Source organism: Armatimonadota bacterium (assembly GCA_016789105.1).
Taxonomy (GTDB): Bacteria; Armatimonadota; Fimbriimonadia; order Fimbriimonadales; family Fimbriimonadaceae; genus UphvI-Ar2.
Genome location: JAEURN010000002.1, coordinates 138829 through 165156, shown reverse-complemented (window position 1 = coordinate 165156; position 26328 = coordinate 138829). Strand labels below are relative to the sequence as shown.

Below are 26328 nucleotides of genomic sequence, written 5' to 3'. Positions count from 1 at the left end.
ACGGGGATCTCCCCTCCCACAGGATGCATTTGTCCGATGTTGGAAAACCCGGAAGCCACCGCCATTGAATTCGAGAACGACGACGCCCTTTTGGAGCATTACGCGGAGCGCGAGTACAAATGGGGATTCGTTAGCAATGTCGAAAGCGACACGCTTCCGCCGGGGCTCAATGAGGATGTGATCCGGTTCATCAGCGCCAAAAAGGGCGAACCTGAATGGCTCTTGGATTTCCGGCTCAAGGCGTACCGCCACCTGCAGACGATGGAATACCCGCAGTGGCCGAACGTGGGCTACCAACAGCCGGATCTGCAATCAATCAGCTATTTCAGCGCGCCAAAAAAGATGCCGAAGTTGAATTCGCTCGATGAAGCTGATCCCGAGCTGATCGCGACCTTCAACAAATTGGGCATTCCCCTGCAAGAGCAGATGATGCTGGCCAATGTCGCGGTCGATGCGGTTTTCGACAGTGTCAGCGTGGCCACCACATTCAAGGAGAAGTTGAAAGAGGCGGGCGTGATCTTTATGCCGATCAGCGAGGCGGTCAAGGAGCACTCTGAGCTCGTGAAGAAGTACCTGGGGCAGGTTGTCCCCTATACGGACAACTTCTATGCGACCCTGAATTCGGCGGTGTTCACGGATGGTTCGTTTGTCTTTGTGCCGAAAGGGGTGACCTGCCCCATGGAGCTGAGCACGTACTTCCGCATCAATGAGCAGAACACTGGCCAGTTCGAACGGACATTGATCGTGTGTGAAGAAGGGGCCAAGGTAAGTTATTTGGAAGGGTGCACGGCTCCAAAGCGGGACGAAAACCAACTGCATGCGGCCGTGGTTGAGCTTTGGGCCGACGCGGATGCGGAGATTAAATACTCAACAGTCCAAAACTGGTATCCCGGCGACAAAGAGGGCAAGGGCGGAATTTTCAATTTCGTCACCAAACGGGCCCGGGCCGAAGGCGACCGCTCCAAGGTGACTTGGACTCAGGTGGAAACCGGTTCCAGCATCACTTGGAAGTACCCAAGCGTGATCCTGAAAGGGGATTCCAGCGTCGGCGAGTTTTATTCGGTCGCGTTGACGGCAGGCAAGCAGCAAGCCGACACCGGAACCAAGATGGTGCACATTGGCAAGAACACGCGCTCGACGATCGTGAGCAAAGGGATCAGCGCAGGCAACGGGCAGAACACCTATCGCGGCCTGGTCAAGATCAATCCCGGCGCGGCGGGCGCCCGGAACTATTCCGTTTGCGATTCGATGCTGATGGGCGACCGGTGCGGCGCGCACACGTTCCCCTATATTGAAGTCAAGAACAACACGGCGATGATGGAGCACGAAGCGACAACATCCAAAATCGGCGAGGATCAGCTGTTTTACTTGGCCCAGCGCGGGATCAGCGAGGAAGACGCCGTGAACATGATCGTCAGCGGGTTCTGCAAAGATGTGTTCCGCGAGCTGCCCATGGAGTTTGCCGTGGAGGCCCAAAAGCTTTTGGCGGTTTCTCTGGAACACTCCGTGGGTTAAATGCCCTTGGCGGTTGCGGGGCAGCGGCGAGATGGCGCCAGCGCGCTGGTTTTGTAATCTTTGACCGCATTGCAACGCCGCTGGCCCCAGCCCGTCAGGATGGGTGCCCGGCATGATGTTCCAGCTGGTCAAGGTGGTTGTTTTTGGAACAATTGATCTTCATAAATATTTGTTCATGTTTCCGATTCAATGACTTCGCTGAGTCTGAAAACTGCGGTGAAAATTAGTTGCAAATGGAATGTTGAGCCAGTGGCTGCGTCGGATAGAGAATTTGGCCCGTAACTGATACCAGGCATGGAACAATTGCGGGTTTTGCCTACTCAAACGGTCCTGAGAGAAAAATGCCTCACATCATTTCGGAAAATCACCGCCTAGCATGGCGAACATTACTGGAAGCGCAATCTTCGATTACGAAAGAGTTGGATAGGCGCCTGAGACAAGCGCACGAAGTGCCGCTGGAAGTCTATGATGTGCTTTCGACCTTGGAAGAAGCGGATGGCCATCGGCTTCGGATGAGCGAGTTGGCCGACACGGTGATGTTCAGCCGGAGTGGCCTGACCCGGATGGTTGACCGTTTGGAAGAACAGGGGTTGGTGCGCCGTGAGCCGTTTCCCGATGACCGCCGCGGATGGTTCGCCGTGGTAACTCCGGAAGGCATTGCCGCCCGGCACAAGGCGTGCGAAATCGTACAGACCGCCCTTTTGGAATGCTGGGAAAAAGTTGTGACGGACGAAGAGGCCCGGCAGATCCACACGCTGTTCAGCCGGGTGAGCAAAGAAGCGCGCGCCGCCGCCCGGGCCTGATGGCCGTCAATCGGTTTTGCCGAGCCGGATCCGACTGGGCGAATCCCCTCCCATGAACACGGCGATGTTGCACTTTTGGAAGTCGGCGTCCGTCGCCGTGAAGATGTTCATAAACTTCCCGGGATTCCGGTCGACCAGCGGGAACCAGCTGGACTGCACCTGGACTTCGATGCGGTGGCCTTTTTTGAAGGTGTGGCAGATGTCGGGCAGGCTAAAGGGCACCCTTTCGATCCGGTCTGGATCCATGGGTTGGGGGTTGCTGAAGCTATTGCGGAATTTGGAACGCATGACTTCACCCCGGACGAGCATGTGGAAGTTGGGGTTGACCGGGTCGTTGGCAGGGAACACGTCGATGACCTTGACGACGAAATCGCAGTCGGTACCGGAGATCTGGGTGAAAATCTCGGCCTGGACGTTGCCCGCCACGGCGTAGTCGGCGGTGAGCGCATCGGTGGTGAATGTGAGGACGTCGGGCCGGCCGATGGCGAACTTTTGGTCATCGAGCATGTATTCCCGGGTGCGCCTGGTCAGGGTGCCCCCTTGGTAAGGAACCGGGTTGGCGGGGTCGCTGACATAACTCAACTTGCCAATTTGAGACCGTTTGGTCTCGGTCAACTTTCCGGCTGGATCCAGGTAGTGGTTGGCCAGTTTGGACTGCGTTGGCGGCCATGTGTCAAACGTTTTCCAAACCTTTGCCCCGCTATCGAAAACGGTGGCTTTGGGACGCGAATACTTGCGGTCTCCCCGCAGGAAGGCATCGAAGAACGGGAACTCGATTTCGTCCTGGAAATAGGTGCTGGTGTTTGAGCCCCAGTCGTGCACATGGAATTTTTGTCCGGCGCCGCTGGCCCACATGCCGTGGTACCAGGGGCCCATCACCAGCCAGTTGTTGGGTTGGCGGCCGGTGAGTTCCATCGCTTTGTAGCAGGCCATCGGACCATAGCAGTCTTCGGCGTCATAGAACCCGCCCACCCAAAGGCACGCGGGTTTGACGTTAATGAGGTGCGAATGGATGGAACGGGCCTGCCAAAAGTCGTTGTAGGTGTCGTTGCGGATGCCGTCTTGCCAAAACGGGATTTGACCCTTGTAGAGCTTGGTCTCGACATTGGCAAGGCCGCCGAGATCCAGGAAGTATTTGTAGGCGTCCCCATTGATGTTGATCGGGATGCCCGGCGGCCGAGTGGGGCCGGGTTTATCTTGCACGACGCCGAAACCGCTGTAAAAGGAAATGAAATCCTGGAGCATGAATGCGCCGTTGTGGTGGAAGTCGTCACCGAGGAACCAATCGGCCGTTGGGGCTTGGGGGCTGGCGGCCACCAGGGCCGGATGCCCGCACAGGGCGCCAAGTGCGGCATAGCCCCCGGGATAGCTGATTCCCCAGATTCCGACCCGGCCGTTGGTGTGCGGCACATTTTGGATCAAGTAGTCTACAGTATCGTAGGTGTCGGTGCTTTCATCGATGTCGTGGGGGTTGGGTTCGATCCCGTTGTGCTGGAAGGTCTGGCTGAGCTGGGGCCGGACATCAACGAAGGTGCCCTCGGACATGTAGTGCCCCCGCACGTCCTGATAGGCAAAGATGTATTGGGCATCTTTGAACTTTTGCGATCCCCGGTGGCCGCCCCGGTAGGCGGTGGGCCCGTATGGCCCGGCGGAATAGGGCGTCCTTTCCAGCAGGATCGGCGATTGGCCGGTCAGGCTTTTGGGCACATAGACGGCGGTGTAGAGCTTTGCCCCGTCCCGCATTGGGATCATGTACTCGTACTTTTGGTACTGATCCTGGGGGTTTTGGGCGGCAACGGGGACTGCCAAGGCGGCGAGGGCCGCCAACGCCACGAAAATTCGGGCACGCAACATTTTTGCATTGTGCCCGACGAAGCGGCCAAAAATCAGTTTCCGGATTTTTTGAACGTCAGGATGTCTCCGTTGATGCAATACCGGAGCCCCGTTTTGTCGCTCGGTCCGTCATCGAAAACGTGTCCGAGGTGTCCATCGCACCGGGCGCAAAGGACTTCGATCCGGTGCATGCCGTAACTGTCGTCGGCTTTGAGCCAGATGTTTTCTTGGTTATAGGGTTGGAAAAAGCTGGGCCATCCGGTGCCGGATTCAAATTTGGCATCCGATTTGAACAAAGGAAGCCCGCAACCGACGCACGAGAAGACGCCTTCTTCGTGGTTGTTTAGGTGACCGCCACAAAAGGCAGCCTCGGTGCCCTTGGCGCGCAAAATCCGGTATTGCTGATCGGTGAGTTGGGCTTTCCATTGGGCATCGGTCTTAACAACTTTGTCCTTGCGTTGGGGCGACTTGTTGGTCACAGGGATTCCGCCGATCTTTTCGGGTTCCCCATTGGATTGGGCCCGGTTTTGGGTGGCGTAAAGGCCGAACCCGGCGAGTGCGGCAAGGGAAGCGATGAGGAGTGCCTTCATGTCCGTCCTAATGTTTTGGACGCCGGAAATGTTCGCAGTTTGGCGGCGTATGGATAATCTGGCTTATGGGCGGGGTGTTCTTTTATGCCAATGAAGGGTCACGGCGGTCCCAATCGGAGTTCCCGTCGGCCGAAGGCGCCTTGTTGGCGGCGGGCCTGGAATTGGCCGAGTCGCGCCTCTGTTCCAGCTTCGAAGAAATGCGGGCCTTGGTGGAATCACGGGTCGCAGGCGGGGCCAAAGCCGTCATCGTCGGGGGCGGAGACGGAACGCTGGGCAGTGTAGCCGGGCTTTTCGCCGGATCCAAAACCGTGTTTGGAGTGATGCCATTGGGGACGGGCAATCAATTCGCTCGGGAGTCTGGCATCCCGCAGGACTTGGCGGGCGCGGCGCAAACCTTGGCCCAGGGCCGGGTCGCCCGGCTAGACATGGGGGTTTGCAGCGGTCGCCCGTTTTTGACCGTGGCGACCGTGGGTCTGACCACCGACATCGCCCGGGGGCTGCAGGGAAAGGGGATTTTGGGCAAGGCCAGTTACGGCCCGGCAGTCGTTTCCGCCATCCGCAAGGCAAAACCGTTCGAGGTGGAGATCGTGGGGGAACGCGAAACGATCAGCGGCGAGATGATCCAGGTGGTGGTGTGCAATGGCCGCACGCATGCGGGCCCGTTTTTGGCCAGTCCGGATGCAACGGTGACCGACGGCCAATTCGACGTTTACGCGGTGAAGCCGATCGATGTGGGCCATATGATCGGGGCGTCGGTTTTGGCGTTGGCCGGCAAGCACACCGAAACCGAGGAGGTCGATTGGATGAAGACAGACCGTTTGGTGTTGCAGACCAATCCCCAATTGCCGGTGGTCATCGACGGCGAGGAATCATGGTTCGACGTGTTGGAGTTTTCGATGCGGCCAGGCGTGCTCCGGACATTGGTCGGCCCGGGGCTCCGGGTACCCCAGAACCGTCTCGACGATTGGTCTTGGGCTCAGTAGTCGATCAGGCTCTGTTGGAGTTCGAGGTTCGGCCGGAAGGGGACAGCGGCGGGTCGCCCGATCAGCCACCCTTGGACGCAATCGAACCCGCACCGTTCCGCAAAGGCTAGCTGCGGGAGGGTTTCGATCCCTTCGGCAACGGTTTGGGATCCCAGAGCCCGGCAAAAGGCCACGAGCGACGTGCAAACGGCTTCCTTGGCTTCGCAATCGGCGGATTGGATCAGTGACCGGTCGAATTTGACGATGTCAGGCCGGACGATTTCTGCGGTGGCGATGGTGCTGTGCCCAGATCCAAAATCGTCGAGGGCGATGCGGGCCCCGGATTCCCGAATGCAAGCCACCAAGTTGAGGAGGGCGGATTCGCCTGGGAACCCTTCGGATTCAATGAATTCGAAAACGACTTGCGCGGGGGCGACGCCAGCGTTCCGCAACGCAAAGACCGTCATATGGATTTCATCGCAACCGGTGCCGTATTCGGCGGGCGCCAAGTTGAGGAAGATCGACTCATCCGGATGGACGAGTCCGTTCAAACCGTCGCAGGCGGCAAGCCGGGCGCGTTGGTCAAAGATCTTTCCCATTCCCAACCGGTTGGCGGTGGATGAGAGTTCGAACCCGGATCGGAGCCCGTCGTGCTCGACTCCGCGCGCCAGGGCTTCAAAGCCGATGGTCCGGCAAGATTTAAGGCTGTAGATCGGCTGGAAGTGGGCAATGAGCCGGTTGTCGTCCAATAGGTCTTCAAACCATTTGCCGGAAATCTGGGTGAGCAGGTCGCCGAGAGACAGGGCCCGCCATGGCTCCACAGGTTCATCGGAGCAGTAGCGCACGGCGGCACATGTGGATATCTCACCGTGTGACAGGGATTGCGCAAAGCCTTCCAGGGCTTCTTCCCACCCGTGGCCTGCGAAATGGAACACCGAGCCGTTGACCAAATCGGGTTGTCCCAATCCCCGACCCTTTGCGGCCACATCCCGGTCGTCGCTGAAGACGGCGACCCCGGAGCCCCGGTATTCATTTTTTTGCCGGCCTTGGGCGCTGAAAATGAACGCGCGCAATGGCAAGATGAATCCTCTTTGGATCAATTCGGGTTCTCACCATTCGATGCCCGAACTAATGCCAGCGGGAATAATACCAGTGTTGGCCGGAGTTTTCCCCATATGTGGAAAAATGTGTTGAAAAAGGGCAAATGTCAGTTGCAATTTGCCCCCTGCCGGGACCTGAAGCGTCCACGGGGTTCAAAACCGGTAGAAACGGAATGTGGTCGGAAAAGATCTGCATCCCCAATTCCCGATTTTGGAAAGGCAGGTTCATGGCCGGGCGCTTGCCTATTTAGATAATGCGGCGACGATGCAGCGGCCAGATTGTGTGCTGGCGGCGATGGACGCTTTTTCGCGCAGTTGCAACGCAAACGTGCACCGCGGGGTGCACACATTGAGCCAGGAGGCGACCGATGCCTTTGAATCGGCCCGCGACCGCGTGCGGACGTTTGTCAATGCCAAAGAGTCGGCAGAAATCATCTGGACCAAAGGATGCACGGAGAGCCTAAACCTCGTCGCCCACTCTTGGGGAGCGGCCAATCTCGGGCCAGGGGACGAGATCTTGTTGAGCACGATGGAGCACCACGCCAACATCGTGCCGTGGCAGTTGGCCGCCAACCGGGTTGGCGCGCAGGTCAAACCAATCCCCATCGATGACGATTGCCAGATCGACCTGGGGGCCCTTCAGCGGATGCTTTCCGGACCGGTCAAGGTGGTCGGGGTCAAACATGTCTGCAATGCGACGGGCCGGGTCAACCCGGTCGCCGAAATCGCCCGGATGGCGCATGATGTTGGGGCGGTCGCAGTCGTTGACGGTGCCCAGGCTCTAGCCCATGTGCAGGTCGACGTGCAAGCCCTCGGCGCCGACTTTTACGCCATGAGCTCGCACAAGGTCTATGGGCCGATGGGGATGGGGGCACTCTACGGCCGGCGGGAACTGCTTGACTCGATGCCCCCGTTCCAGGGCGGCGGGGATATGATTCGATCGGTGAGTTTTGACGGGACGACGTTCAACACCATTCCGAACCGGTTTGAACCGGGAACCCCGCACGTCGATGGGGCGATCGGGTTTAGCCGGGCTTTGGACTGGATGGTCGAAAATGGGGTTGAAGCCATTGCCTGCCACGAAAATGAATTGGCGGAAGCGTGCCGCAAGGCATTGCGCGAGATCCCCGGAGTGCGTTTGGTGGCGGAAGGGGGAGAAAAGGCAGCGGTTGTGAGTTTCGTGACGGAATTCGCGCATCCCCATGATGTGGGAACCGTTTTGGATCGCCATGGGGTGGCCGTGCGGACGGGCCACCACTGTTGCATGCCGCTGATGGACCGGCTTGGCATCCCGGGGACGGTCCGGGCGAGCTTCGCGGCGTATAATACTGATGTGGACTTAAAAGTCCTGATTGAAGGGGTTCTCGCTACGCGGGGGATATTCGCTTGATGCTGAACGACCTGTACCAAGACGTGATTTTGGATCACGGCCGGAAACCCCGGAACTTTGGCGACCTCCAAGATCCGACCCATGTGGCGGAAGGATTCAACACGCTTTGCGGCGACCGGGTTTTGGTGAGTTTGGCCGTGCGCGGCGACCGGGTGGAAGAGATCCGTTTCAAGGGGTCGGGCTGCGCGATCTGCATGGCGAGCGCCAGCCTGATGACGCAAATGATCCGTGGGAAGTCGGTTGCTGAAGTCCGGGATCTGTTCACCCAATTCCAACAGGCCGTGACAGTGGAAGGTGCCCCGAGCGGAGGGCTTGGCGAATTGGAAGCCCTGACCGGCGTGAAAAACTACCCGAACCGGGTCAAATGCGCAACCCTGGCGTGGCATGCGGTCAAAGATGCCTTGGGTGCAGGAGAAGCCGGTGCCTGAACCGATCCCCCCTCCCGAAACCGGCCGGAAGGCTTTGAATTCGATTGAACGCGCCATGTTGGAAGGGGAGGTGATCGAATCCCTCCGCCAGGTCTATGACCCCGAGCTGCCCGTGAACATCTATGACTTGGGCTTGATTTACGGCATCCACGTCGACCAATTCGGTGAGGTGGCGATCACGATGACCCTCACAAGCCCGGCTTGCCCGGTTGCCGGGATTTTGCCGGGCCAGGCAGAAGATGCCGCGCGCAACACGCCGGGGGTCACGGATGCCACGGTGGAGTTGGTGTGGGATCCCCCCTATACGATCGACCGCATGCCGGAGCACATCCGGCTGGAATTGGGGTTGTTTTGAGGCTTAAGCGATGAAGTTCAGTGCACAAGAAGAGTACGGCCTGCGTTGCCTGGTCTCGTTGGCCCGGCGCGGCCCCGGGGCATCGATGACGATCCCCGAGATCAGCGAAGTGGAAGGCCTGACGGCGAGCCACGTGGCAAAAATCTTGGGAATCCTGCGCCGGTCCGGCTTTGTCACCAGCACGCGGGGTCAGCAGGGCGGCTACCAGCTGGCAATGAAGCCCAGAGAAATGGTTTTGCGCGATGTGCTCTCCCCGTTGGGCGGGCGACTTTTTGGCGAGGAATTTTGTGCGCGCCATACCGGGATCCAAGCGGCCTGCGTCCATGAAACCGACTGCGCTTTAAGGCCGCTTTGGACGGGTGTCCAACAGGCGGTAGACGGGGTCTTGGGGCGGTATACGGTTCAGGATCTTTTGGATGGATCGGTGGAAGCCCCGGCTATCCACCTCTCGGTTTCGCGGCCCAGCCGCGAGGGGGCGTGACGCCGGTGCCGGATTTCCCGGTTGTCATTGCGCCGGAAGCGGCTGCGCAAATTGTGCGGCTCTTGGCCCGAAAGGGGACGGAGGGTTCGTTTTTGCGCATCGGAGTCAAAGGTGGCGGTTGCTCGGGTCTGGAATATCTCTTCATGCTGGACACTGTTCCCCGCGACGGCGATTTTGTCTTTGAAGGGGAAGGTTTTGCCGTCCGCCTTGATGCCAAGTCGGCAAAGTTCTTGGAGGGCGCAGCCTTGGTTTACACGGGAAATCTGATGGGTGGCGGCTTCCGTTTTGAGAATCCGAATGCGGAACGCTCTTGCGGTTGCGGCACGAGTTTCACGCCTCGCCGGATCGGCTGAGGGGCGGCCCTAGTCAGAACAGCTTGGTTCCGTTGGGGACGGGCCGCTCTGGCCGGGCCAGGATAACGGCGCCTTCTGCATCGGCGAACCCGGTGACCAAACACTCCGACACGAACGGCCCGATCTGCTTGGGCGGGAAGTTCAAGACGGCCACGACTTGGGTGCCCACCAGGTCTTGCGGCGTGTAGTGGCGGGTGATTTGGGCGGAGCTGCGCCTGGTGCCGAATTCGGGGCCGAAGTCGATGGTGAGTTTGTAGGCGGGCTTGCGGGCCTGCGGGAAGGGTTCGGCGGCCAGGATCGTTCCGACCCGGAGTTCGACCCGCTCGAAATCGCCGAAAGAAATGGGCACCATACGCCAAGTCTGATGGATGTCGGGACATGGTTTCATGCAAAGTTCGCGGGTCCCGAGTAATCTGCCGCCATGAGTTCAGGTTTGGAATCTTTGAAGGCCCGAATGGCCCAAGTGAACGCCTTGGGCGCGGCCACCGCCCTGATGGAGTGGGATCAACAGTGCTTGATGCCGGAAGGCGGGGCCGGTGCGCGGAGCGAGCACGTGGGCTTGCTGAGCGAGATGGCCCATAGCCTGTTTGTTGCCGAAGAAACTCAACGGGCGTTGGAATCGGCCGAATCAGAAGTGAGCGGCGGCGACGACGACGATTCTGCAATGGTGCGGGTTGTGCGTCGGCAGATGGACATCAAGACCAAGATCCCGGGAGACCTGGTGGCCGAGCAGGCCAAGCTGGCGGCGGTCGGGCACGAGGTTTGGGTCAAGGCCCGCAAGAACAACGATTACAAATCGTTCCAGCCTATTTTGGAACAAACGGTCGATATCAGTCGGAAGATTGCCGAGTGCCTGGGATATGAAGACCACCCCTATGACGCAGTGACCGACCAGTTCGAGCAAGGGGCGACCCGGAAGTTTTGGGATGCGATGTTCGATTCGATCCGCCAGCCGTTGACGGATCTGGTGTCTGAAATCAAGAACAGCCCCAGCCAGCCCGATGATTCGTTCCTTTACGGGGATTGGGACGAGTCCGCACAGAGATCGTTCAGTCTCAAATTGATCGAAGGGATTGGTTTCCGCATGGACCGCGGCCGTTTGGATACGGCCCCGCACCCGTTCTGCACAAACTTCGCGATTGGCGATGTCCGTTTGACCACCCGGTTTTTGGATTACCTTCCGAGCGCCATTTTCGGGAGTTTGCACGAGGCGGGGCATGGCCATTACGAGCAAGGGAGTCCAGACGAGTGGGATCGGACGCCGCTTGCCGGCGGGGTCAGTTTGGGCTGGCACGAGAGCCAGTCGCGGACATGGGAAAACATCGTGGGACGAAGCCTGCCGTTTTGGAAGCACTATTACGCGGACTTGCAGGCGGCGTTCCCGCAATTGGGATCGGTTGATCTAGAAACGTTCTACCGGGCGGTTAACCGGAGCCGGCCCACGCTGATCCGGGTAGAGGCCGACGAGGTCACTTACAACCTGCACATCATGGTCAGGTACGAGCTGGAAAAAGGGATGATGGATGGCTCGATCAAGGTTGCCGACATCCCAACGGAATGGAACGACCGGTACAAAACCTATTTGGGCATCGTCCCGGATTCGGACGCCAAGGGATGCCTGCAAGATGTCCATTGGAGCGGGGGGATGCTCGGTTACTTCCCCACCTATTCAATGGGGAACATTTTGAGCTACCAACTATGGGAACTCTTGGAATCTGACTTGGGCGATACGGATGCGCTGATGGAGAAGGGCGATTTTGCCCCGATTTTGGGTTGGCTCCGGGAGAAGGTTTACCGGATGGGCTCCAAATATCCGCCCCAGGAGCTTTTGCAGCGGGTCACGGGCGGCGGGCTGGATGCCGAGCCCTACTTGCGGCGGATCCGGGCAAAATATGCCGGAATCTATGGTCTGGAATAAGTCTTAGGCAAATGTCAAACGGGCAACCGGCACCACTCAAGGAATGCCGGTTGCCTATTGATGGGCCAAATGTCTGCAACGTGACTGCAATGCCAATAGTGAGAACGGTATTACGGCCAGTAATAGTACTTGCTTTCGCAATATTAAGAAATTCCATGCTCAGTTTAGCTATAGTGGTGTTGAAGTTCCGCGGCACTTTCGGTCGCGCTTGAACAGAAGAGGAAAAAATGAAAGGAATAACCCTGCTTGCAATGGCCGCCCTCGGCCCTGTCTCCTTCGCACAAGTCCTTTGGGATCAAAGCAATGTCGTCAACGTTGCTGGCGGCGGAACCGGTGCCATTGCTGGTGCCGACCTGAGCCAACTCTCCGGAACCGAAACGCTGTTTGGTTGGGGCGCGCAAGCGGCCAACACCAACGTGATGGCCGATGACTTCACCGTCGGCGCGGGTGGTTGGAACATCACGGGGCTGCGGTTCTGGTCTTACCAAACCGGCGCTACGACGGCGACGATCACCGGTGTCAACTTTGCCATCGATTCCGACCTGACTTCGGTCACGGTCAATCCGGCGGCAACCGTCACCACGACTCTCACCAACACCTACCGGGTGGCCACAGGTGTAACCAGCGATGCAAACCGCCGCTTGCAGTTGGTTGAAGTCAGTGGCTTGAACATCAACCTGAGCGCGGGAACCTACTTCCTTAAGTTCAACTTTGTTGGCAGCACGGCCAACAGCGGCCCGTGGGCCCCGGCAATCCCGACCGGCCAAGCCGTCAACGGTCAAAACGCCCAACAGTCGCTGGCTGGTGGCGCCTTTGCCCCGGCTTTCGTCGATGGCGGCGCTGGCCCGCTCGGTGGCGACGCGGTCTTCCAAATTCGGGGCCAAGCGGTTCCCGAACCGGCGACGATGAGCCTGCTCGCCGTTGCCGCCGCTGGCATCGCTGCCCGCCGACGCAAGAAGAGCTAACCGCTCTCACTGATTCGGTTAGTCTGGAGGGGTGGAGAGATTCCACCCCTCCAGATTTTTTTAGAACTTGGCCGGTATGGCGGTATCCATGTTGTGGAGGATGAACGCGTAGATATCCGCGACTTCTTCCAGCGCCTTTTGAATTGGTTTGCCGCCGCCGTGGCCGGCCGAGGATTCGATCCGGATGAGGCAGGGGGCCGGGCCGGCTTGGCAGGCCTGCAACCGGGCGGCAAATTTGAATGAGTGGGCGGGAACGACACGGTCATCCGTGTCGGCAGTTGTCACCAGCGTTGCCGGGTAGTTGGTGTTGGGCTTGAGGTTGTGGTAGGGGCTGATCCGGTAGAGGGCAAAGAACTCGTCTTGGTTTTCCGGCGACCCATAATCGCCCTCCCATGCCGAACCGATGGTGAACTTGTTGAACCGGAGCATGTCCATGACCCCGACTTCTGGGATGGCGACCCCGCAAAGGTCGGGCCTTTGGGCCATGGTGGCCCCGACGAGCAGCCCGCCGTTGGATCCGCCCTGGATGGCCAGGTGCTTGTTGGTGGTGTAACCGTTAGCAACCAGGTATTCGCCGCATGCGATGAAGTCATCGTAAGCGTTTTGTCGCCGGACTTTGGTGGCCGCTTCGTGCCATTCCTTGCCATATTCAGCCCCGCCGCGGATGTTGGCCAGGCACCAAATTCCGCCCATGTCCATCCAAACCGTGCGGGAGGTGCTGAACCAGGGGGTCTGGCTTAGGCCAAAACCGCCATAGGCATACATGAGAGTCGGATTTTGACCAGTCAGTTTCAAATCCTTGCGGTGGACGATAGTCATCGGCACTTTGGTTCCGTCGTTACTGGTGACAAAAACTTGCTTGGCCGTGTACTTTTCGGGGTCGAGCGGGAGTTCGGGCTTTTTGTAAATTGTTGACTGATTGGTCTTGGAATTGTACTTGTAGATCACGACGGGCGTGGTGAAGTCTGCATAGCTGTAATAGGTGTCATCGTTTTCCGGGTCGCCGGCAAATCCGGCAACGGCCCCCAGCCCCGGGAGCGGGACGTCACCGGCCGGCTTCCCTTGCAGGTCAAAGGTCGAAACGAGGGCGTGGGCATCCCTCATGTATTGGACGGTGATCCGACTGAGGCTGAGGGATGCGCCCTCGATGGCTTCTTTGCGCGCCGGTACGACATCGCGGAGTGTGCCGCCCGAGAGCGGCATGGTTGCGATTTTGCCGGTCGGGGCCCCCTTGTTGGTCTGGACATAGAGATCAGATCCGCGAACGCCGAGTGGCGAATAGTTGGCGTCGTTGGCGTCGAGGATCTTGTCGATCTTGACCGAGGCCCCTTGGTGGTGAACCCACCAGATGCGGTTGTTGGTGGAACCGGGATCTTCCACATAAAGGAAGAGCTCTTTTTTGGCATCGTCAAAGACCGGCGAGAAGAACCGTTGCGGGTTATCCGGATCTTTATAGATCAGTTGGTCTTGAGATTGCGGGGTTCCCGTGCTGTGGAAATAGATGGCGGCGTTTTCGTTGGCAGCCGTGAAAGCGGTGTCGCCCTTTGGTTCGGGGAACCGCAGGTAATAGAAGCCGGTGCCGTCCGCGTTGATGGTGCCGACTCCGAATTTGCCCCATTTGACGGGGTCACCGATTTCCTTGCCGGTGGCCACATCCAACATGTGCCATTCCAACCAGTCCGACCCGGAAGCCGCCACGGCATAGAGCATCCGGTTTCCTGAGTTGTCGTAATCGGTTGCGGTGAGGGCGACGGTGCCGTCTTTGCTGAGATTGTTGGGGTCAAGGAGGATCCTGGGTTCGGCACCCGGTTTGTCCACGACATAGATCACATCTTGGGGTTGCAACCCGGTGTTGTAGGTGTAGAACGTGCGTTGACCTTTGGTAGTGGGCACGCCGTACCGTTCATAGTTGACACGGCGCATGAGTTCGCCAAGCAGCGTTTGCCGGTTGGGGATTTGGGCAAGGTAGCGGTTGGTCAGTTCGGATTCTGCATAGGCCCATGCTTTGACTTCGGGCGTGGAGATGGGTTGTTCCAGCCAGCGGTAGGGGTCAGCGACGGTGATTCCGTGGTAGGTGTCCTTTTGGTCAACGGTTTTGGTTGGGGGATAGGGCCAGGCTTGGGTGATCATTGCTGCCGCCAGAACGGTGGGAGTCATGTCCGGAGTTTACTTGGGGTTTTGCAAACGGCTCGCCTGATCCGGGGCCGGCCGATTGGGGGGATAATGGAAGGATGGTGACGGCGGCCTTGGCTCTGGGGATGGTGCGGGCAGACTTCGATTGGACCTTGACATGCGAGCGGACGGAATACGCCGAGACGGGTCGCTATGCCGAGGCCCTGGCATTTTGCGACCAGTTGCGCCTGCAGCCCAACACCCATGTCTTCCCGATCGGCAAATCGCCGGAAGGCCGGGAGATGTTGGTGGTGGTGGTCAGCACAGATAGCAATGTTTTGCTGCCCAAAGAACGGAAAAAGCCGCTGCTTTTCATCAACAACGGCATCCACAGCGGAGAGATCGAAGGAAAGGATGCCGACTTGATTTTGGCGCGCCGGTTGCTCCACCCCGATGGCGCGCCGGATGAACCTTTTTGGGGCGATTTGTTGGACAAGGCCAGCTTTGCGTTCATCCCTGTTTTGAGCGTGGATGCCCACGAGCGCATGTCGCCCTTTAACCGAGCCAACCAGAACGGCCCTCGGGAAATGGGGTGGCGAGTGACGGGGCAAAACATCAACCTGAACCGGGATTGGGGCAAATTGGACGCCCTAGAAATGCGCAATCTGGTCGACTTTGTCAACGACCTGGCCCCCGATTTTTATGTGGACAATCACACAACCGACGGCGGGGATTGGCAATACACGGTCCAATACGACGTGCCGAGGAACCCGACGATGGATGATCGGGTGGTCGCCGTTTCGCAGAATTTCGTCGACGACGTGATGCCCAAGTTGGACAAGGCAGGGTTCTTGACCGCTCCTTACTTCGGCGGCTTCGACGAGCGTCACCCCGAGCGGGGGCTGACCGTGGGCACGTTTGGGATCCGGTATTCGACGGGATATTGGGCGGCCCGTAACCGGCCTTCGATGTTGGTTGAGACCCATGTTTTGAAGCCTTACCGGGACCGGGTAATGGCTACGTTGGAAGCGAACCGGCTGACGTTGGAATGGGTTGGCAAGCATGGCCAGGCGCTGATGGAGGCGGGCCGGATGGCCGACATGCTGGGGCAGGCAGTGGAAGAAGGCGATGACATTGTGTTGACCGCGCGCAATTCCGGCAAGACCCGGCCGTTCACCTTCCGGGGATTCAAGTTTGCGCCTTATCAGAGTGAGGTGAGCGGGGGCGAGATCCCGCATTGGACCAAGGAGAAGGTGGATACACCGACGGTGATCCGCGACCAATATGAACCGGGGCTGACGGTCAAAGCGCCGGCAGGCTGGCTGGTGCCGGCTCCGATGACCGATGTCATCGAGCGGTTGGCTCTCCACAAGATTGTGATGGTTCCCGCGCGGCCGGGCAGGGTCGAACTCACCGCCTACCGGTTCGAAAATGTCGCCCTGGGCACGGAGACTTTCGAGGGCCGCACCATGCCCCGCTACAAGGTTGTGGAAGTCCGCCGCACCGTCGACGTCCCCGAGGGGAGCGTGATCGTCCCGGTCGGGCAACCTTTGGTCAGGTTGGCGGCCCAGCTTTTGGAACCGCAGTCGGGCGAGAGCTTCGCCAACTGGGGCTTCTTCAACAACTTTTTTGAGCAGAAAGAATATGCGGAGGCTTACGCCATGGAGCCGGTCGCGAAAAAGATGCTCGAAGACCCCGCGGTAAAGGCGGCGTTTGAAGAGGCTCTGAAGGATCCCCAATTTGCGGCAAACCCGTCGGCACGGCTGGACTGGTTCTTCCAGCGGAGTCCGTTCTACGATTCGCGGCTGTTGATCCAACCGGTTTACCGATTGACAGGAGACCAGTTCAGCTCCCTGAAAGTCGAAAAAAACTGAACCTCTGAGAGGGTTCGCGCGGTAATAAGTCAATAGGCTCGGCGGCTGGCCGGCACTGGGTGAAATCGATGCTGACAACGATCCTTGCGACACTCCTCTTCCACCCGGTGCAGGAAGTCCGGCGGGATTTTATGTTCCCTGTGATGCCGGTGCACCAGTTGGCGGATTGGCTTCACGAAGAGGTTGGCAAACCTGTGTTCGTGGTGCCGGAAGTCCGTGACCGGATGGTCTACATTCACTTGAAGAACCGGACATTCGCTGAGCTTTACGATTTATTGGAACAGGCGGCCGGGGTCAAAGTCTCGGACAAAAACGGGGCGCTGACCCTGATGGTTTCGCCAACGGTGCAACCCGTCGGGTTGGTGAATGGCCCGGGGTTGCAAAAGGAGCTGGATTCCAAGCCGACAAAAATGCCGACCCGGGCTGACATCGAAGAGGCAATCCCGGAACTGGCGCGGATCCAAAAGGCGATGCAATCGGGAACGTTTTCCGCTTCGAGCCCGGACTTCAAGAAGTGGACGGATTTCGCAAACCTCGATCCGGCGGCGGTTGCGGCAGCGGTCGCACTGCGAGGGGTAGGGGTGCAGAACTTGTTGGGGATCCGAGATTTTGAACGGGTGGTGTACTCGACCCAACCAACGCGGATGCAACGCCCGTGGCCAGGCAAGCCTGCCGCCGAGCTCCAAAGTTTGAATGCCGCGATGCAGATCCGGAACGAGGTCGTTGAAGCGACGGAGAACATGGAAAGCTTTGGGATGGTGATGGACAGCAACCGGCTTCCGATGAGCCAGTTGCAGGCCGTAGCCGGCGGGTTGGCGCGGCCGGTGGCCGCCATGACGCTTTCCATTCGCCGGATGCCTTATATGTACATGGTTACCTTCAGCATGTATGACAAAGATGGGGGAGGGATCGCGGCCTATCAAACCCAACTCACGGGTCTTGACATGGAAGGGTTTGCCTCCATGCAGGAAAGGGTGGCGGAAGCGACGAAAGATTTGACCCAGGAGATGAAACTCTCGGGGGATGAACGGGACGAGATCCGGCGGATCAACGCCATGTTTGGCGGGAATCGGGCTGCATCGGAAGCCGTCGCGAAAGATATCGAATGGCTCGCCCATGTGGACGAGCACGAGCCGTTCTCTGGCGTCGTCAGCCGGATTTTCGATTTCGGGGCGGATCAAACGGGCAACGAGGTGATTTGCGAGGTGCTGATGCCGACGCAGGCCCTGACGGGCCTGGAAAAGGTGACCGCGGGCCAGGCCTTTGCGGCCCTGCTGATGCAATCTCCTTTTGGGGCGATGGAGCCGTCACGGAACAGTTTGGTTATCTCCAAGCCGATGCCATCTTGGATCTATCAGTTCCTGGTCTCGCGCCCGGCCATTGCGCAGGTGGCCCGGCGCGCCATGGCCAATGGCCGGCTCACGTTTGATGACTTGGCGGACGGCGTGGGTTCGCTGAGCCAGCGGGTTCAGGCGATGCTCTTTGTGCCGGCCGCGCTCTCGCTGACCGGCCAATATGACCAAAGCAGCTACATCCAGCCTTACGAGTGGAGCGATTTCTTGCTCTTTAGCTATGCCGCGTTGGGCCCCCAGCAGCGCAAGCAGGTGTTTTCTCCAGAAGGACTGACGGTGGACGTGCTCACGGCCCCGCCCGCAATCCGCAAGTTGTTTGCCGACACGGTGGCGAACTCTGATGCCCAGATGGCGAACGAGCCGAGGCCCCGGCCGGACAGGCAGGCCTTGGAGCCGTTGCCGGGCGGGATCCCCGATGTGGCGTGGAACCATGAGCCCTCGGTGTTTTTGACCTTTGGGCAGGCCCAACCTCCAAGTTTCCACTTGCGGGCCCGTGTGAGGGAAGGTTATGTGGTGGAGCGCACGTACAGTTCTGGCGGTCAAACCTTTACGTTCACCCAGTTCCAATCGCTGGATGATTTGGCGATGCAGCAGGCATCGATGGAAGCGTTCCCGCCGGATAGCGGCTACACGCCTCCGGTAATGAACGGCGTGGCGGCCACCCAGCAGCTGACTGTGGAGCTGACGGTCCACTTTGGGGTCTATGAGGTTCCCGGCGGCACGTTCACAATGTTGACGCAGCCTTCGGGCAAATCCGGCCCGATCGATTCGTTGCCAGAAGCGCAACGGAAGAAGTATTACGAGCTTCTTGAGAAGTACCGCAACGAGTACAAAGGAATCCGGGGCTCGCCGCCACCGGCCCACCGCTGAACTCAATGCCCCCTTCTTTCCATTGAATCCGGCATCCGTGCCGGGGCCGCAACGGTGCATTCGAGGAATTTTCTAGGTTGTTGCGGCTCAAACCTCATCCATCCCCCTAAGAATCCGATTGAGTCGGGCCGATAGAAATACCTGGGTCAGATCGACCGGAGAAGGTTATCGGAATGTACGAGCAGTACTGGGGACTTAACGAAGCACCATTCACATTGACGCCAGATCCGCGGTTCCTCTATATGAGCCGCTCTCACGAAGATGCGTTGATGATGCTGCATTACGCCATTGCCCGCAACAAAGGGGCGGCGATGCTCTGCGGCGAGATCGGGCTTGGGAAGACGACGATCAGCCGGAAGCTGCTTGAGATGCTCGACCCGGTGCAATACCGGATCGTGCTCATTGTCAACCCGATCCTGACCCCGACCCAGATGCTGCAAGAGATCCTCTCCCAGTTGGATGTGGAGACGACTTCGCGCAACCGCCAAGTGCTTGTTCAGCAGCTCCACCTGACCTTGATCGAGAATTACGATCGGGGTCGCCGCGTTGTTCTGATGATCGACGAGGCGCACTTGATTCGCTCGAGCAACAGTTTTGAAGAGTTGCGCCTGCTGCTGAATTGTCAGATGAACGACCAGTTCCTGTTGAGCCTGGTTCTGCTGGGCCAAAAGGAGTTGCTGCCGAAATTGAAAAAGGTTCCGGCACTGGAGCAGCGGTTGGCGGTGAAGCACCTGATTAAACCGCTGGACATTTTGGACACCGGCGAACTGATTCTGTTCCGCCTGCGCGTCGCCGGATTTTCTGGTGACCGGAGCCCGTTCACGCCGGAGGCGATCCATGAGATCCATCGGCTGAGCAACGGGGCGCCCCGGGTTGCGATCCAACTGGCCGACAACGCGATGTTGATGGCGATGGCCCGCAAAGAAAAGTTTGTCGATGGATTCTTGATCAACGAGATTGCCAACGACTTTGGAGCCGCCGCATGAATTTTGCCGATGCGATCCGCAAAGTCCACGGGGAACCGCAAGCCGCGGTCCAACCGGACGCTTATGACCTTCAGCCGAATTCCGGCGTGCCTCAGTTGGGGTTCTGTGCCGATGGCCTGCCGGCGCCGGCATCGGCTTCGGTGCTTGCTGGCAACGTGGTGCGGCTTGAGCTCTTTTTGAGTGCAGAGCAGATGTCCGGGATGTTCCGGGCGATCATGGCTGGCCAGCACACGGTGATGACGGCCCGCGAGGCGGCCGCCTATCTCCGGATTGGCAAAGACACTTTGATGAAGCTCGCCGAAGAAGGCGAGATCCCCGGCATCTTGATCGATGGCCGGTGGCGGTTCCCCAAGCCGAACTTGGACGACTGGCTGATGCTGAACCAGCATGGCCAAGAGGAGATCGACGATGTCGCTTAACCCCTTCAAAAAACGCAGCTACGTGGGCATTGATATCGGCCACAAGACCATCAACCTGGTTCAACTCGAAAAGGTTGGCCACGGTTGGAAAGTGTCGCGCCAGGGGATGATCCCCACGCCGAGCGATTCGGTGAAAGACGGCGTGGTGATCGACCCGGACGTTGTGGGCATTGCGATTAAAGGTGCCTTGCGGGAGTTCAAGATTTCGGCCTCTTCGGCCGTTGTCGCCGTTTCTGGGGCATCGGTGATTGTGCGGATGATCAAGACGGCAAAGATGACACCGCAAATGCTGCGAAAGTCGATCCGCTACGAAGCGGGCCACTATGTCCCTTCCTCGATTGAGGACAGCTATATCGAATTTGAAATCCTGGGCGAGACGGAAGACGGCCAATTGGACGTGATGATCGTCGCCGCCCCGCGGGAAGTGGTTGAAAGCAAGAAGCGCGCGGTAGAGCGTGCCGACCTTGAAGTCGACATTGTGGATATCGAGGCGTTTGCGATCTACCGGAGCTTGATTGAAGCCGACGAGAATTCGGTTTTGCACAACATGACGGTGGCGATTGTGGACGTCGGGGCTGCCGCGACCACGGTGAGCGTGGTCAGCGACGGGAAGTTCATGATGACGCGGACCATCGTTGCCGCCGGCCAGGCGATGACGGATGCCCTGAAGAGCTATTTCCAACTGAATGATGAGCAGGCTGAGATCGGAAAATCGCAGCTTGATTTCACGCCGTTGGCGGCGAACCCGCTGACGGACAACCCGCCGCTGAAGGTGGTCCAAGGCCATGTCGACGACTTGGCCCGTGAGATCCGCCGGTCGATCGGCTACTTCCAGACCCAACAGGCGGAAGGGGCGAAATCGAACCCCGTGACCCACATTTTGCTGACAGGCGGGGGCGCCAAGCTCCGCGGCCTTGGCGAATACATGTCGAGCAAGCTCGGCGCCGAAGTGATCACGACCGGGATCTACGACAACCCGAAATTCATCCCCATCGGCGACTTGCCGCCAGGCAAAGGCCTGGAGTGGTCGGTTGCCACCGGACTTGCCATGCGCGCCTTCATGAAGGCGGCTTAAGGAGTTAGAACCATGCCATCGATCAACCTCATCCAAGAACAGCGCCTGGTTGCGCGGGCGCAGCAAAAGCAGGTGCAGTTTGCGATTTTGGGCACGGGCGGCCTCGGCGCCTTGCTCTTTTTGGCCGCCGTCACGCTGTTTTTGGACACGACGCGGCTCAACCTTGAGGCCGTCGCCTTGCAACAAAAGGCCGACGAGCTGAAACCGACCCTTGAGGAGTTGGACAAGAACCAGGAGGCGTTGGAGGCTTACCAGCCCCGAATCGAGACCCTGAACGCGGCCCGCAAGGATTCCACCAAGTGGGAAAACGTTTTGGCGTACTTGACGACCAACACCCCGGGCGACACCTGGCTGACAAGTGTGAAGGCTTTCAAACAGGATATCGCCACCCCGATGGTCGTGACGTTTAATGGGGTCAGCACCAAGCAAGAGTTCGTCGGGGACTTCCAATACCGGTTGGGCCTTTGCAGCGAATTGGAGCACCCGACACTGAAATACACGCAGCCCCGGGTGACTGAAAAGGGCCAATTGGTCGAATTCGAGGTCACCGCCGATATGAAGGGCACCAAACAAGAAGACGATGCCAAAGAGGTGAAGCAGAAATGAAAAACGATTCTTTGAAGACTGTGATCTTGTTGGCGTTGGTCGTCATCTTGATCGGTGGCGGATTGACCTACTGGCAGTTCGGCGCGCGATCCGAGGCGGAAGCCCGGCTGAGCGACTTGAGGTCGAAGTTGCCGGATGCCGACCAAGTGAACGCCGATTTGGCCAAAAGCCAGCAGGATCTCCAAGCGGCCCGCATGGAGTTGGATCACCTGGAGAAATCTTTGCCGGAAACGGCCTATATCCCGACCTTGCTGAAGGAACTGGAGTCCCTCGGGGCTTCTAAGAACGTCAAGATCGCCGGAATCCGCCCTATCGTGCAGGCCTCTGTTGACCCCAAGGCCAAGAAGGGCGAAGAAGCTTACGAAAGCGTTGAGATCGACATCACGGGCCAGGGGACTTATCGCGCCCTGTTGGAGTTCATTTCGGCTTTGAAGGGATTCCCCAAGATTTTGGCGGTGAGCACAATTTCCATGCAACCCCGGCAAGATGCGAAGGCAACTGGTACCGGTTTGCTGGATGCGACGATCCGGTTGCGGGCTTATGTTTTCAAGCAGCAGCTGGATGAGAACGGCCTGCCGGTTGACCCGGCCCAGGTCTCGGACACTCCGGCGCAACCGGGTGCGGCCAATGGCGCGGCGGGATCGGAACAGCCGACCACCCCGAACGACACCACCTCGAGCGGCACCTCGCCAAACGGCACCGGCACGCAGGCTCCGGGCACCGGCAACGGTTCCGGCACGCATGCGGCACCGGCTCCCGGCGCGAAAAGCTCCGACTTGCATACGAACACACCCTCAAAGGAAGGTGCCCTATGAACAACGACAAAAAGAAGATCCTCATCCTGGGGGCGCTAGGCTTGGTCCTTGTGGCCGTCGGGGCGTTTAGTTTTATGGGTGGCGGTTCTGGCGGCGGCAGCGTCGTGGCATCGACCCATACCGACAGGGCCCCCAAAGGCGGGTCCACTGGTTCAGCCGAAGCTGGGGCAGCGACCGATTCTGGCTCCGAGGCCGGGCAAACCGGCAAGTCTCTGCCGGCAACGGGCGGCACTCCGGAAGGAACTGGCACAAACCCTGTTCCGGCAACCGGCGACCAAGGTGCGGCGACGGCCGATACCGCCACGGGTGCAACCCCAGAGAATCCGGGGGCGCTCTCGGCAACCCCGTTTGTGCCGCGGGATCCGTTCTTGGTTCCCAGCACCTATGCAATGAACGTTCCGGCCCCGCCGCCGGCGCAACCGACACCGCCGAAAAACCCCAAGGTTGAGGCACCGGTCCGCCCGGGCACGAACTCTGGCTATCAGCCGATGGATCCGATGAGGGGTTCTCTGCCGGCCCCGGGCCAATCCGGCCCGGCGGGTGCGCCGATGGTTGCCACACCGATGTACCGGGTGAAAGGGATTTTGTTGGGCGCCAAGCCCATGGCAGTTTTCGAAGATGGCTCGGGGAACCAGAAACTGGTGCCGCTGGGCGGTTCGATCGACGGGGACACCAAGGTCGTTGCCATTGAAAAGGGCAAAGTCCGGGTCTCCCACAAAGGAAAAGAGCACACGCTCACGATTGACGAGGAAGCACGCAATGACTAAGACACTCACATGGATTGTGGCCCTCGGCCTTGCCGCTACGGCGAGCCTGGCCCAGGCACGGTCCGATATCCAGTCGGTGACCTTTCACAAGGGCTCCGACGGCACCCACACCGTTTTGGTGAAGGGTACAGATCTGGCGAAGCCGACGGTCATCGCCATTCCCGCCCGCAAGACGACGATCGTCGAATTTGCGGCCAACCTCCGCACGGCCAAGGGCTCTTTTGCGGTCGATTCCGCCGGAGTGGCCACCGTCACTTACGGTTGGTATTCGGCCAATCCGCCCAAAGTCCGCGTGGCCTTCCGCACAAACGGTGCGTTCACTCCCACGGTCGTTGCGGCCAAGGGTGGTTGGGCAATCCAGTTTGGAACCCCGGCGGTTGCGCCGAAAGTTTCCAAACCGGTTGCGCCGGTGAGCCAACCCGTTGCGGACAAGACGCCTGCGGTTCCCAAATTGCCGACCGGCGACGCCCTGCCAATGCCCGGCGAAGCCGGTGCCCCGACCCCGGTTCCGGGAAGCCCGTTGGCCCAAAGCCAAACGGCGCAGGCTTCTTATCAAACCCGGACGGAGACAACCTCTGCTAACCAATCGGCGGCAGTGACAGCCGGGATCCCCGCCGCACAGATGGTGAGCCTGGACTTTGTCAGCACGGACATCATCCAAATTTTGAAAGCGCTTTCGATCCAATCGGGAGTGAACATCGTGAGCTCGCCCGAAGTGAGCCCGAACGACAAGCCGGTCCGCGTGACGATTTCGTTGAACCGGGTTTCGCTTGACGAAGCCTTGACTTATGTCACCGCCATCGCCAACTTGCGTTATGCCAAGGTAGGCAACACCTACATCGTGACTCCGGCCGAGAACTTCAGTGCCGCGATGCGCCAGGTCATGGAACGGATGGGCGGCCGGTATGAAACCCGCGTCGTCAACCTGATCAGCGGCCAAGCGCAAAAGATCAAGGAAGCAGTAGAAAAAGCCCTTTCCCCGGCTGGCCCCAAGGGCTTCTATGAGGTGATTGTTCCGACGGCGAACGACCTTCCGGGCGTCGCTTTGGACAACGGCGGCACCAAAGATGCGGATGGGAAAACTCAACCGGCTAAGCCGACCTCGACGGGCCGCGTTTACTACCTGATGGTCGTCGGCGATCCGGAGCGGGTCACCGAAGTGGATAACTACATCCGCGAGCTTGACCAGCGGATCGCCGATTCCAGTTCTTTCAACCGCAAGGCCGACATGGCGACCGTCGTCGTGCCGGTGCAGAGCGGCGAGACGGGCCGGATCAAGATGATGATTGACCGCTTGGTGAGCGAGCATCCGCGCGCCGCCGAGTTCAGCATCCAAGAAAGCATTTTGGAAGGCACGACCAAGGGCGAGGCTTCGACGATGACCTTGCTGATGATTGGGCCTAAAGAAGATGTGGCCAAGCTTGAAAACTTTGCCAAGGCCTTGGACAAAGAACTGTGCTCGGTTATGGGCAAATCCTACGAAGAAGACCTTGCCGGTTTGGAAAAGCAGTGGGAAGTCGTCGAACTGATGTACATCGAACCGACGTTGGCCGAACTCGATCTGAAGTCCCGGTTCAAGGGTCTGCAGGTGAGCTTGATGCCGAACCCGGTCACCCCGGGCATGTCCGGCAAGAGCACGAGTTCTGAAACGAGCAAAAACAGCACGGGCCAGGGCTCTGGTGCAGCCGGTGCGGCTGGCCAAGCCAACGGCGGTAGCGAAAGCCAATCCTCGACCTCTTCGAGTGAAAAGACCATCACCGGCATCGAGCCGATGAAGATCGTCCTCCGGGGCACCCGCTCGCAGATCGATGAAGCCAAGGCCTACCTGGCGATGGTGGATGTCGCTCCGAAGCAGATCGCTTTGGAACTGCGGGTCCTGGAATTGACCCAAAACGAAGCCCTGCGGCTTGGGATCGACTGGAACCTGATCACCGGTGGGCGGCTCAACCCGTTCCGCAGCAACCAGGGTGCCGGCGACACCGCGGCCAGCCCGGGCACGGTTTCGGGCGGCATTCAGTTCAATGCCAACGATAGCGCGACCTTCTTGGCATCGATCGACAAGCTCAATGGCGGCCGCAACCTGATCGCCCGGCCGAACGCCTTGGTCAGCGATGGCCGGACGGCGAACTTGTTCGTCGGCGACACGGTCCGCTACATCAAGACGATCCAGGCGACCCAAACCGGGACGACGGTCGAGACGGATGAAGTGCAGGTCGGCGTGACGTTCAAGATCGGCGCCCGCATCGGCGGCGACGGCCAGATCACGTTGAACCTGGATCAAAACTTCAACATCCTCACCGGTTTCACGCCGGTTCCGGGTGGCGGCCAATTGCCGCAAACGAGCGACCGCCTGACGAGCATGGTTGTGAACATGCACTCCGGCGAAACACTCGCCGTGGGTGGATTGATCTTGGAGCAAGACCGGAAACGCGTCAGCGGCATCCCGCTCTTGAAAGACTTGCCGATCGTGGGGGCTCTGTTCCAGCGCACCGACAACAGCAAGGACAAGACTGAGATCGTGTTCATCCTGACAGCCCATGAGGTCAATGCCTCGAACCGCGGCAATGCGGCGAGCCCGGCTGCCTCCAGCAAGTCGAACCCCGACCCGCTGGGCGACTATCAACGCTCCCGCGCACCCAAGGGCGGCGGCAAGGGCGAAAAAGCCCTGCGATAAGCTGGGCGGCGTGCCCTCGATAGCGCCGGGCCGGTCTGAATGAAGATCGGCCCGGCCCTTATTTTTGAACCCGGCCCATGCATAA

Annotated in this window: 24 protein-coding genes; 19 read left to right on the top strand and 5 right to left on the bottom strand. The window is 59.2% G+C overall.

Annotated elements, in window-relative coordinates:
* Positions 1-36 precede the first annotated feature (36 nt).
* Together sufB and JNM28_01650 are read left to right on the top strand one after the other, a co-directional pair.
* Positions 37-1515, top strand: a complete 1479-nt coding sequence (gene sufB / locus JNM28_01655) for a Fe-S cluster assembly protein SufB (GenBank protein MBL8067130.1) — start codon at positions 37-39, stop codon at positions 1513-1515.
* Positions 1516-1964: 449 nt separating this feature from the next.
* Positions 1965-2318, top strand: coding sequence for a MarR family transcriptional regulator (locus JNM28_01650; protein MBL8067129.1), 354 nt, complete (start codon positions 1965-1967; stop codon positions 2316-2318).
* 6 nt (positions 2319-2324) lie between these two features.
* On the opposite strand, the gene JNM28_01645 is transcribed toward JNM28_01650, so the two are convergent.
* Both JNM28_01645 and msrB read right to left on the bottom strand, forming a co-directional pair.
* Complete coding sequence (locus JNM28_01645) at positions 2325-4172, bottom strand: CocE/NonD family hydrolase (GenBank protein ID MBL8067128.1); 1848 nt, start codon at positions 4170-4172, stop codon at positions 2325-2327.
* A gap of 32 nt (positions 4173-4204) precedes the next feature.
* A complete protein-coding gene (gene msrB, locus JNM28_01640; protein ID MBL8067127.1) occupies positions 4205-4741 on the bottom strand; it encodes a peptide-methionine (R)-S-oxide reductase MsrB in 537 nt (178 codons plus the stop codon).
* 65 nt (positions 4742-4806) lie between these two features.
* Between msrB and JNM28_01635 the strand changes: the two genes are divergently transcribed.
* Positions 4807-5724, top strand: coding sequence for a YegS/Rv2252/BmrU family lipid kinase (locus JNM28_01635; GenBank protein ID MBL8067126.1), 918 nt, complete (start codon positions 4807-4809; stop codon positions 5722-5724).
* On the opposite strand, the gene JNM28_01630 is transcribed toward JNM28_01635, so the two are convergent.
* Positions 5718-6782, bottom strand: coding sequence for an EAL domain-containing protein (locus JNM28_01630; GenBank protein MBL8067125.1), 1065 nt, complete (start codon positions 6780-6782; stop codon positions 5718-5720). The two genes, JNM28_01635 and JNM28_01630, sit on opposite strands and share 7 nt — an antisense overlap.
* A gap of 196 nt (positions 6783-6978) precedes the next feature.
* On the opposite strand from JNM28_01630, the gene JNM28_01625 reads away from it, so the two are divergent.
* Genes JNM28_01625 through JNM28_01605 form a run of 5 tightly spaced genes read left to right on the top strand, consistent with a single transcriptional unit; the run spans position 6979 to position 9810 of the window.
* On the top strand, positions 6979-8193 hold the full coding sequence (locus JNM28_01625) for a SufS family cysteine desulfurase (protein MBL8067124.1): 1215 nt from the start codon (positions 6979-6981) through the stop codon (positions 8191-8193).
* Entirely contained in the window at positions 8193-8621 is a 429-nt protein-coding gene (locus JNM28_01620) for an SUF system NifU family Fe-S cluster assembly protein (GenBank protein ID MBL8067123.1), read from the top strand. The genes JNM28_01625 and JNM28_01620 overlap by 1 nt, the downstream gene beginning before the upstream one ends.
* Positions 8622-8676: 55 nt before the next feature.
* Complete coding sequence (locus JNM28_01615) at positions 8677-8976, top strand: DUF59 domain-containing protein (GenBank protein MBL8067122.1); 300 nt, start codon at positions 8677-8679, stop codon at positions 8974-8976.
* Positions 8977-8986: 10 nt separating this feature from the next.
* Positions 8987-9457, top strand: coding sequence for an Rrf2 family transcriptional regulator (locus JNM28_01610; GenBank protein MBL8067121.1), 471 nt, complete (start codon positions 8987-8989; stop codon positions 9455-9457).
* Positions 9458-9462: 5 nt separating this feature from the next.
* A complete protein-coding gene (locus tag JNM28_01605) occupies positions 9463-9810 on the top strand; it encodes an iron-sulfur cluster assembly accessory protein (GenBank protein MBL8067120.1) in 348 nt (115 codons plus the stop codon).
* 13 nt (positions 9811-9823) lie between these two features.
* On the opposite strand, the gene JNM28_01600 is transcribed toward JNM28_01605, so the two are convergent.
* A complete protein-coding gene (locus JNM28_01600) occupies positions 9824-10162 on the bottom strand; it encodes a tRNA-binding protein (protein ID MBL8067119.1) in 339 nt (112 codons plus the stop codon).
* A 69-nt stretch (positions 10163-10231) separates the two neighbouring features.
* Between JNM28_01600 and JNM28_01595 the strand changes: the two genes are divergently transcribed.
* Positions 10232-11728 carry a carboxypeptidase M32 gene (locus JNM28_01595; GenBank protein MBL8067118.1) on the top strand — a complete coding sequence of 499 codons (1497 nt, stop codon included), beginning with the start codon at positions 10232-10234 and terminating at the stop codon, positions 11726-11728.
* A 227-nt stretch (positions 11729-11955) separates the two neighbouring features.
* Positions 11956-12693, top strand: coding sequence for a PEP-CTERM sorting domain-containing protein (locus JNM28_01590; GenBank protein ID MBL8067117.1), 738 nt, complete (start codon positions 11956-11958; stop codon positions 12691-12693).
* A gap of 60 nt (positions 12694-12753) precedes the next feature.
* Here JNM28_01590 and JNM28_01585 read toward each other — a convergent pair whose 3' ends face one another.
* Positions 12754-14850: a S9 family peptidase gene (locus JNM28_01585; GenBank protein ID MBL8067116.1), complete on the bottom strand. Its 2097-nt coding sequence runs from the start codon at positions 14848-14850 to the stop codon at positions 12754-12756.
* Between the two features lie 74 nt (positions 14851-14924).
* Here JNM28_01585 and JNM28_01580 point away from each other — a divergent pair, with 74 nt between their 5' ends.
* The 9 genes from JNM28_01580 (at position 14925) to JNM28_01540 (ending at position 26243) form a co-directional block, all read left to right on the top strand.
* Complete coding sequence (locus JNM28_01580) at positions 14925-16679, top strand: hypothetical protein (GenBank protein ID MBL8067115.1); 1755 nt, start codon at positions 14925-14927, stop codon at positions 16677-16679.
* Positions 16680-16747: 68 nt separating this feature from the next.
* On the top strand, positions 16748-18901 hold the full coding sequence (locus JNM28_01575) for a hypothetical protein (GenBank protein MBL8067114.1): 2154 nt from the start codon (positions 16748-16750) through the stop codon (positions 18899-18901).
* 173 nt (positions 18902-19074) lie between these two features.
* Positions 19075-19887 (top strand): AAA family ATPase, encoded by an 813-nt coding sequence (locus JNM28_01570; GenBank protein MBL8067113.1) that lies wholly within the window; start codon positions 19075-19077, stop codon positions 19885-19887.
* A complete protein-coding gene (locus JNM28_01565) occupies positions 19884-20306 on the top strand; it encodes a helix-turn-helix domain-containing protein (GenBank protein ID MBL8067112.1) in 423 nt (140 codons plus the stop codon). The genes JNM28_01570 and JNM28_01565 overlap by 4 nt, the downstream gene beginning before the upstream one ends.
* On the top strand, positions 20275-21381 hold the full coding sequence (gene pilM, locus JNM28_01560; GenBank protein MBL8067111.1) for a type IV pilus assembly protein PilM: 1107 nt from the start codon (positions 20275-20277) through the stop codon (positions 21379-21381). Before JNM28_01565 ends, pilM begins: the two co-directional genes overlap by 32 nt.
* A 12-nt stretch (positions 21382-21393) precedes the next feature.
* Positions 21394-21987: a hypothetical protein gene (locus JNM28_01555; GenBank protein ID MBL8067110.1), complete on the top strand. Its 594-nt coding sequence runs from the start codon at positions 21394-21396 to the stop codon at positions 21985-21987.
* A complete protein-coding gene (gene pilO, locus JNM28_01550; GenBank protein MBL8067109.1) occupies positions 21984-22802 on the top strand; it encodes a type 4a pilus biogenesis protein PilO in 819 nt (272 codons plus the stop codon). Before JNM28_01555 ends, pilO begins: the two co-directional genes overlap by 4 nt.
* Positions 22799-23569: a hypothetical protein gene (locus tag JNM28_01545; GenBank protein MBL8067108.1), complete on the top strand. Its 771-nt coding sequence runs from the start codon at positions 22799-22801 to the stop codon at positions 23567-23569. Before pilO ends, JNM28_01545 begins: the two co-directional genes overlap by 4 nt.
* Positions 23562-26243, top strand: a complete 2682-nt coding sequence (locus JNM28_01540) for a hypothetical protein (protein MBL8067107.1) — start codon at positions 23562-23564, stop codon at positions 26241-26243. Before JNM28_01545 ends, JNM28_01540 begins: the two co-directional genes overlap by 8 nt.
* Positions 26244-26328 lie beyond the last annotated feature (85 nt).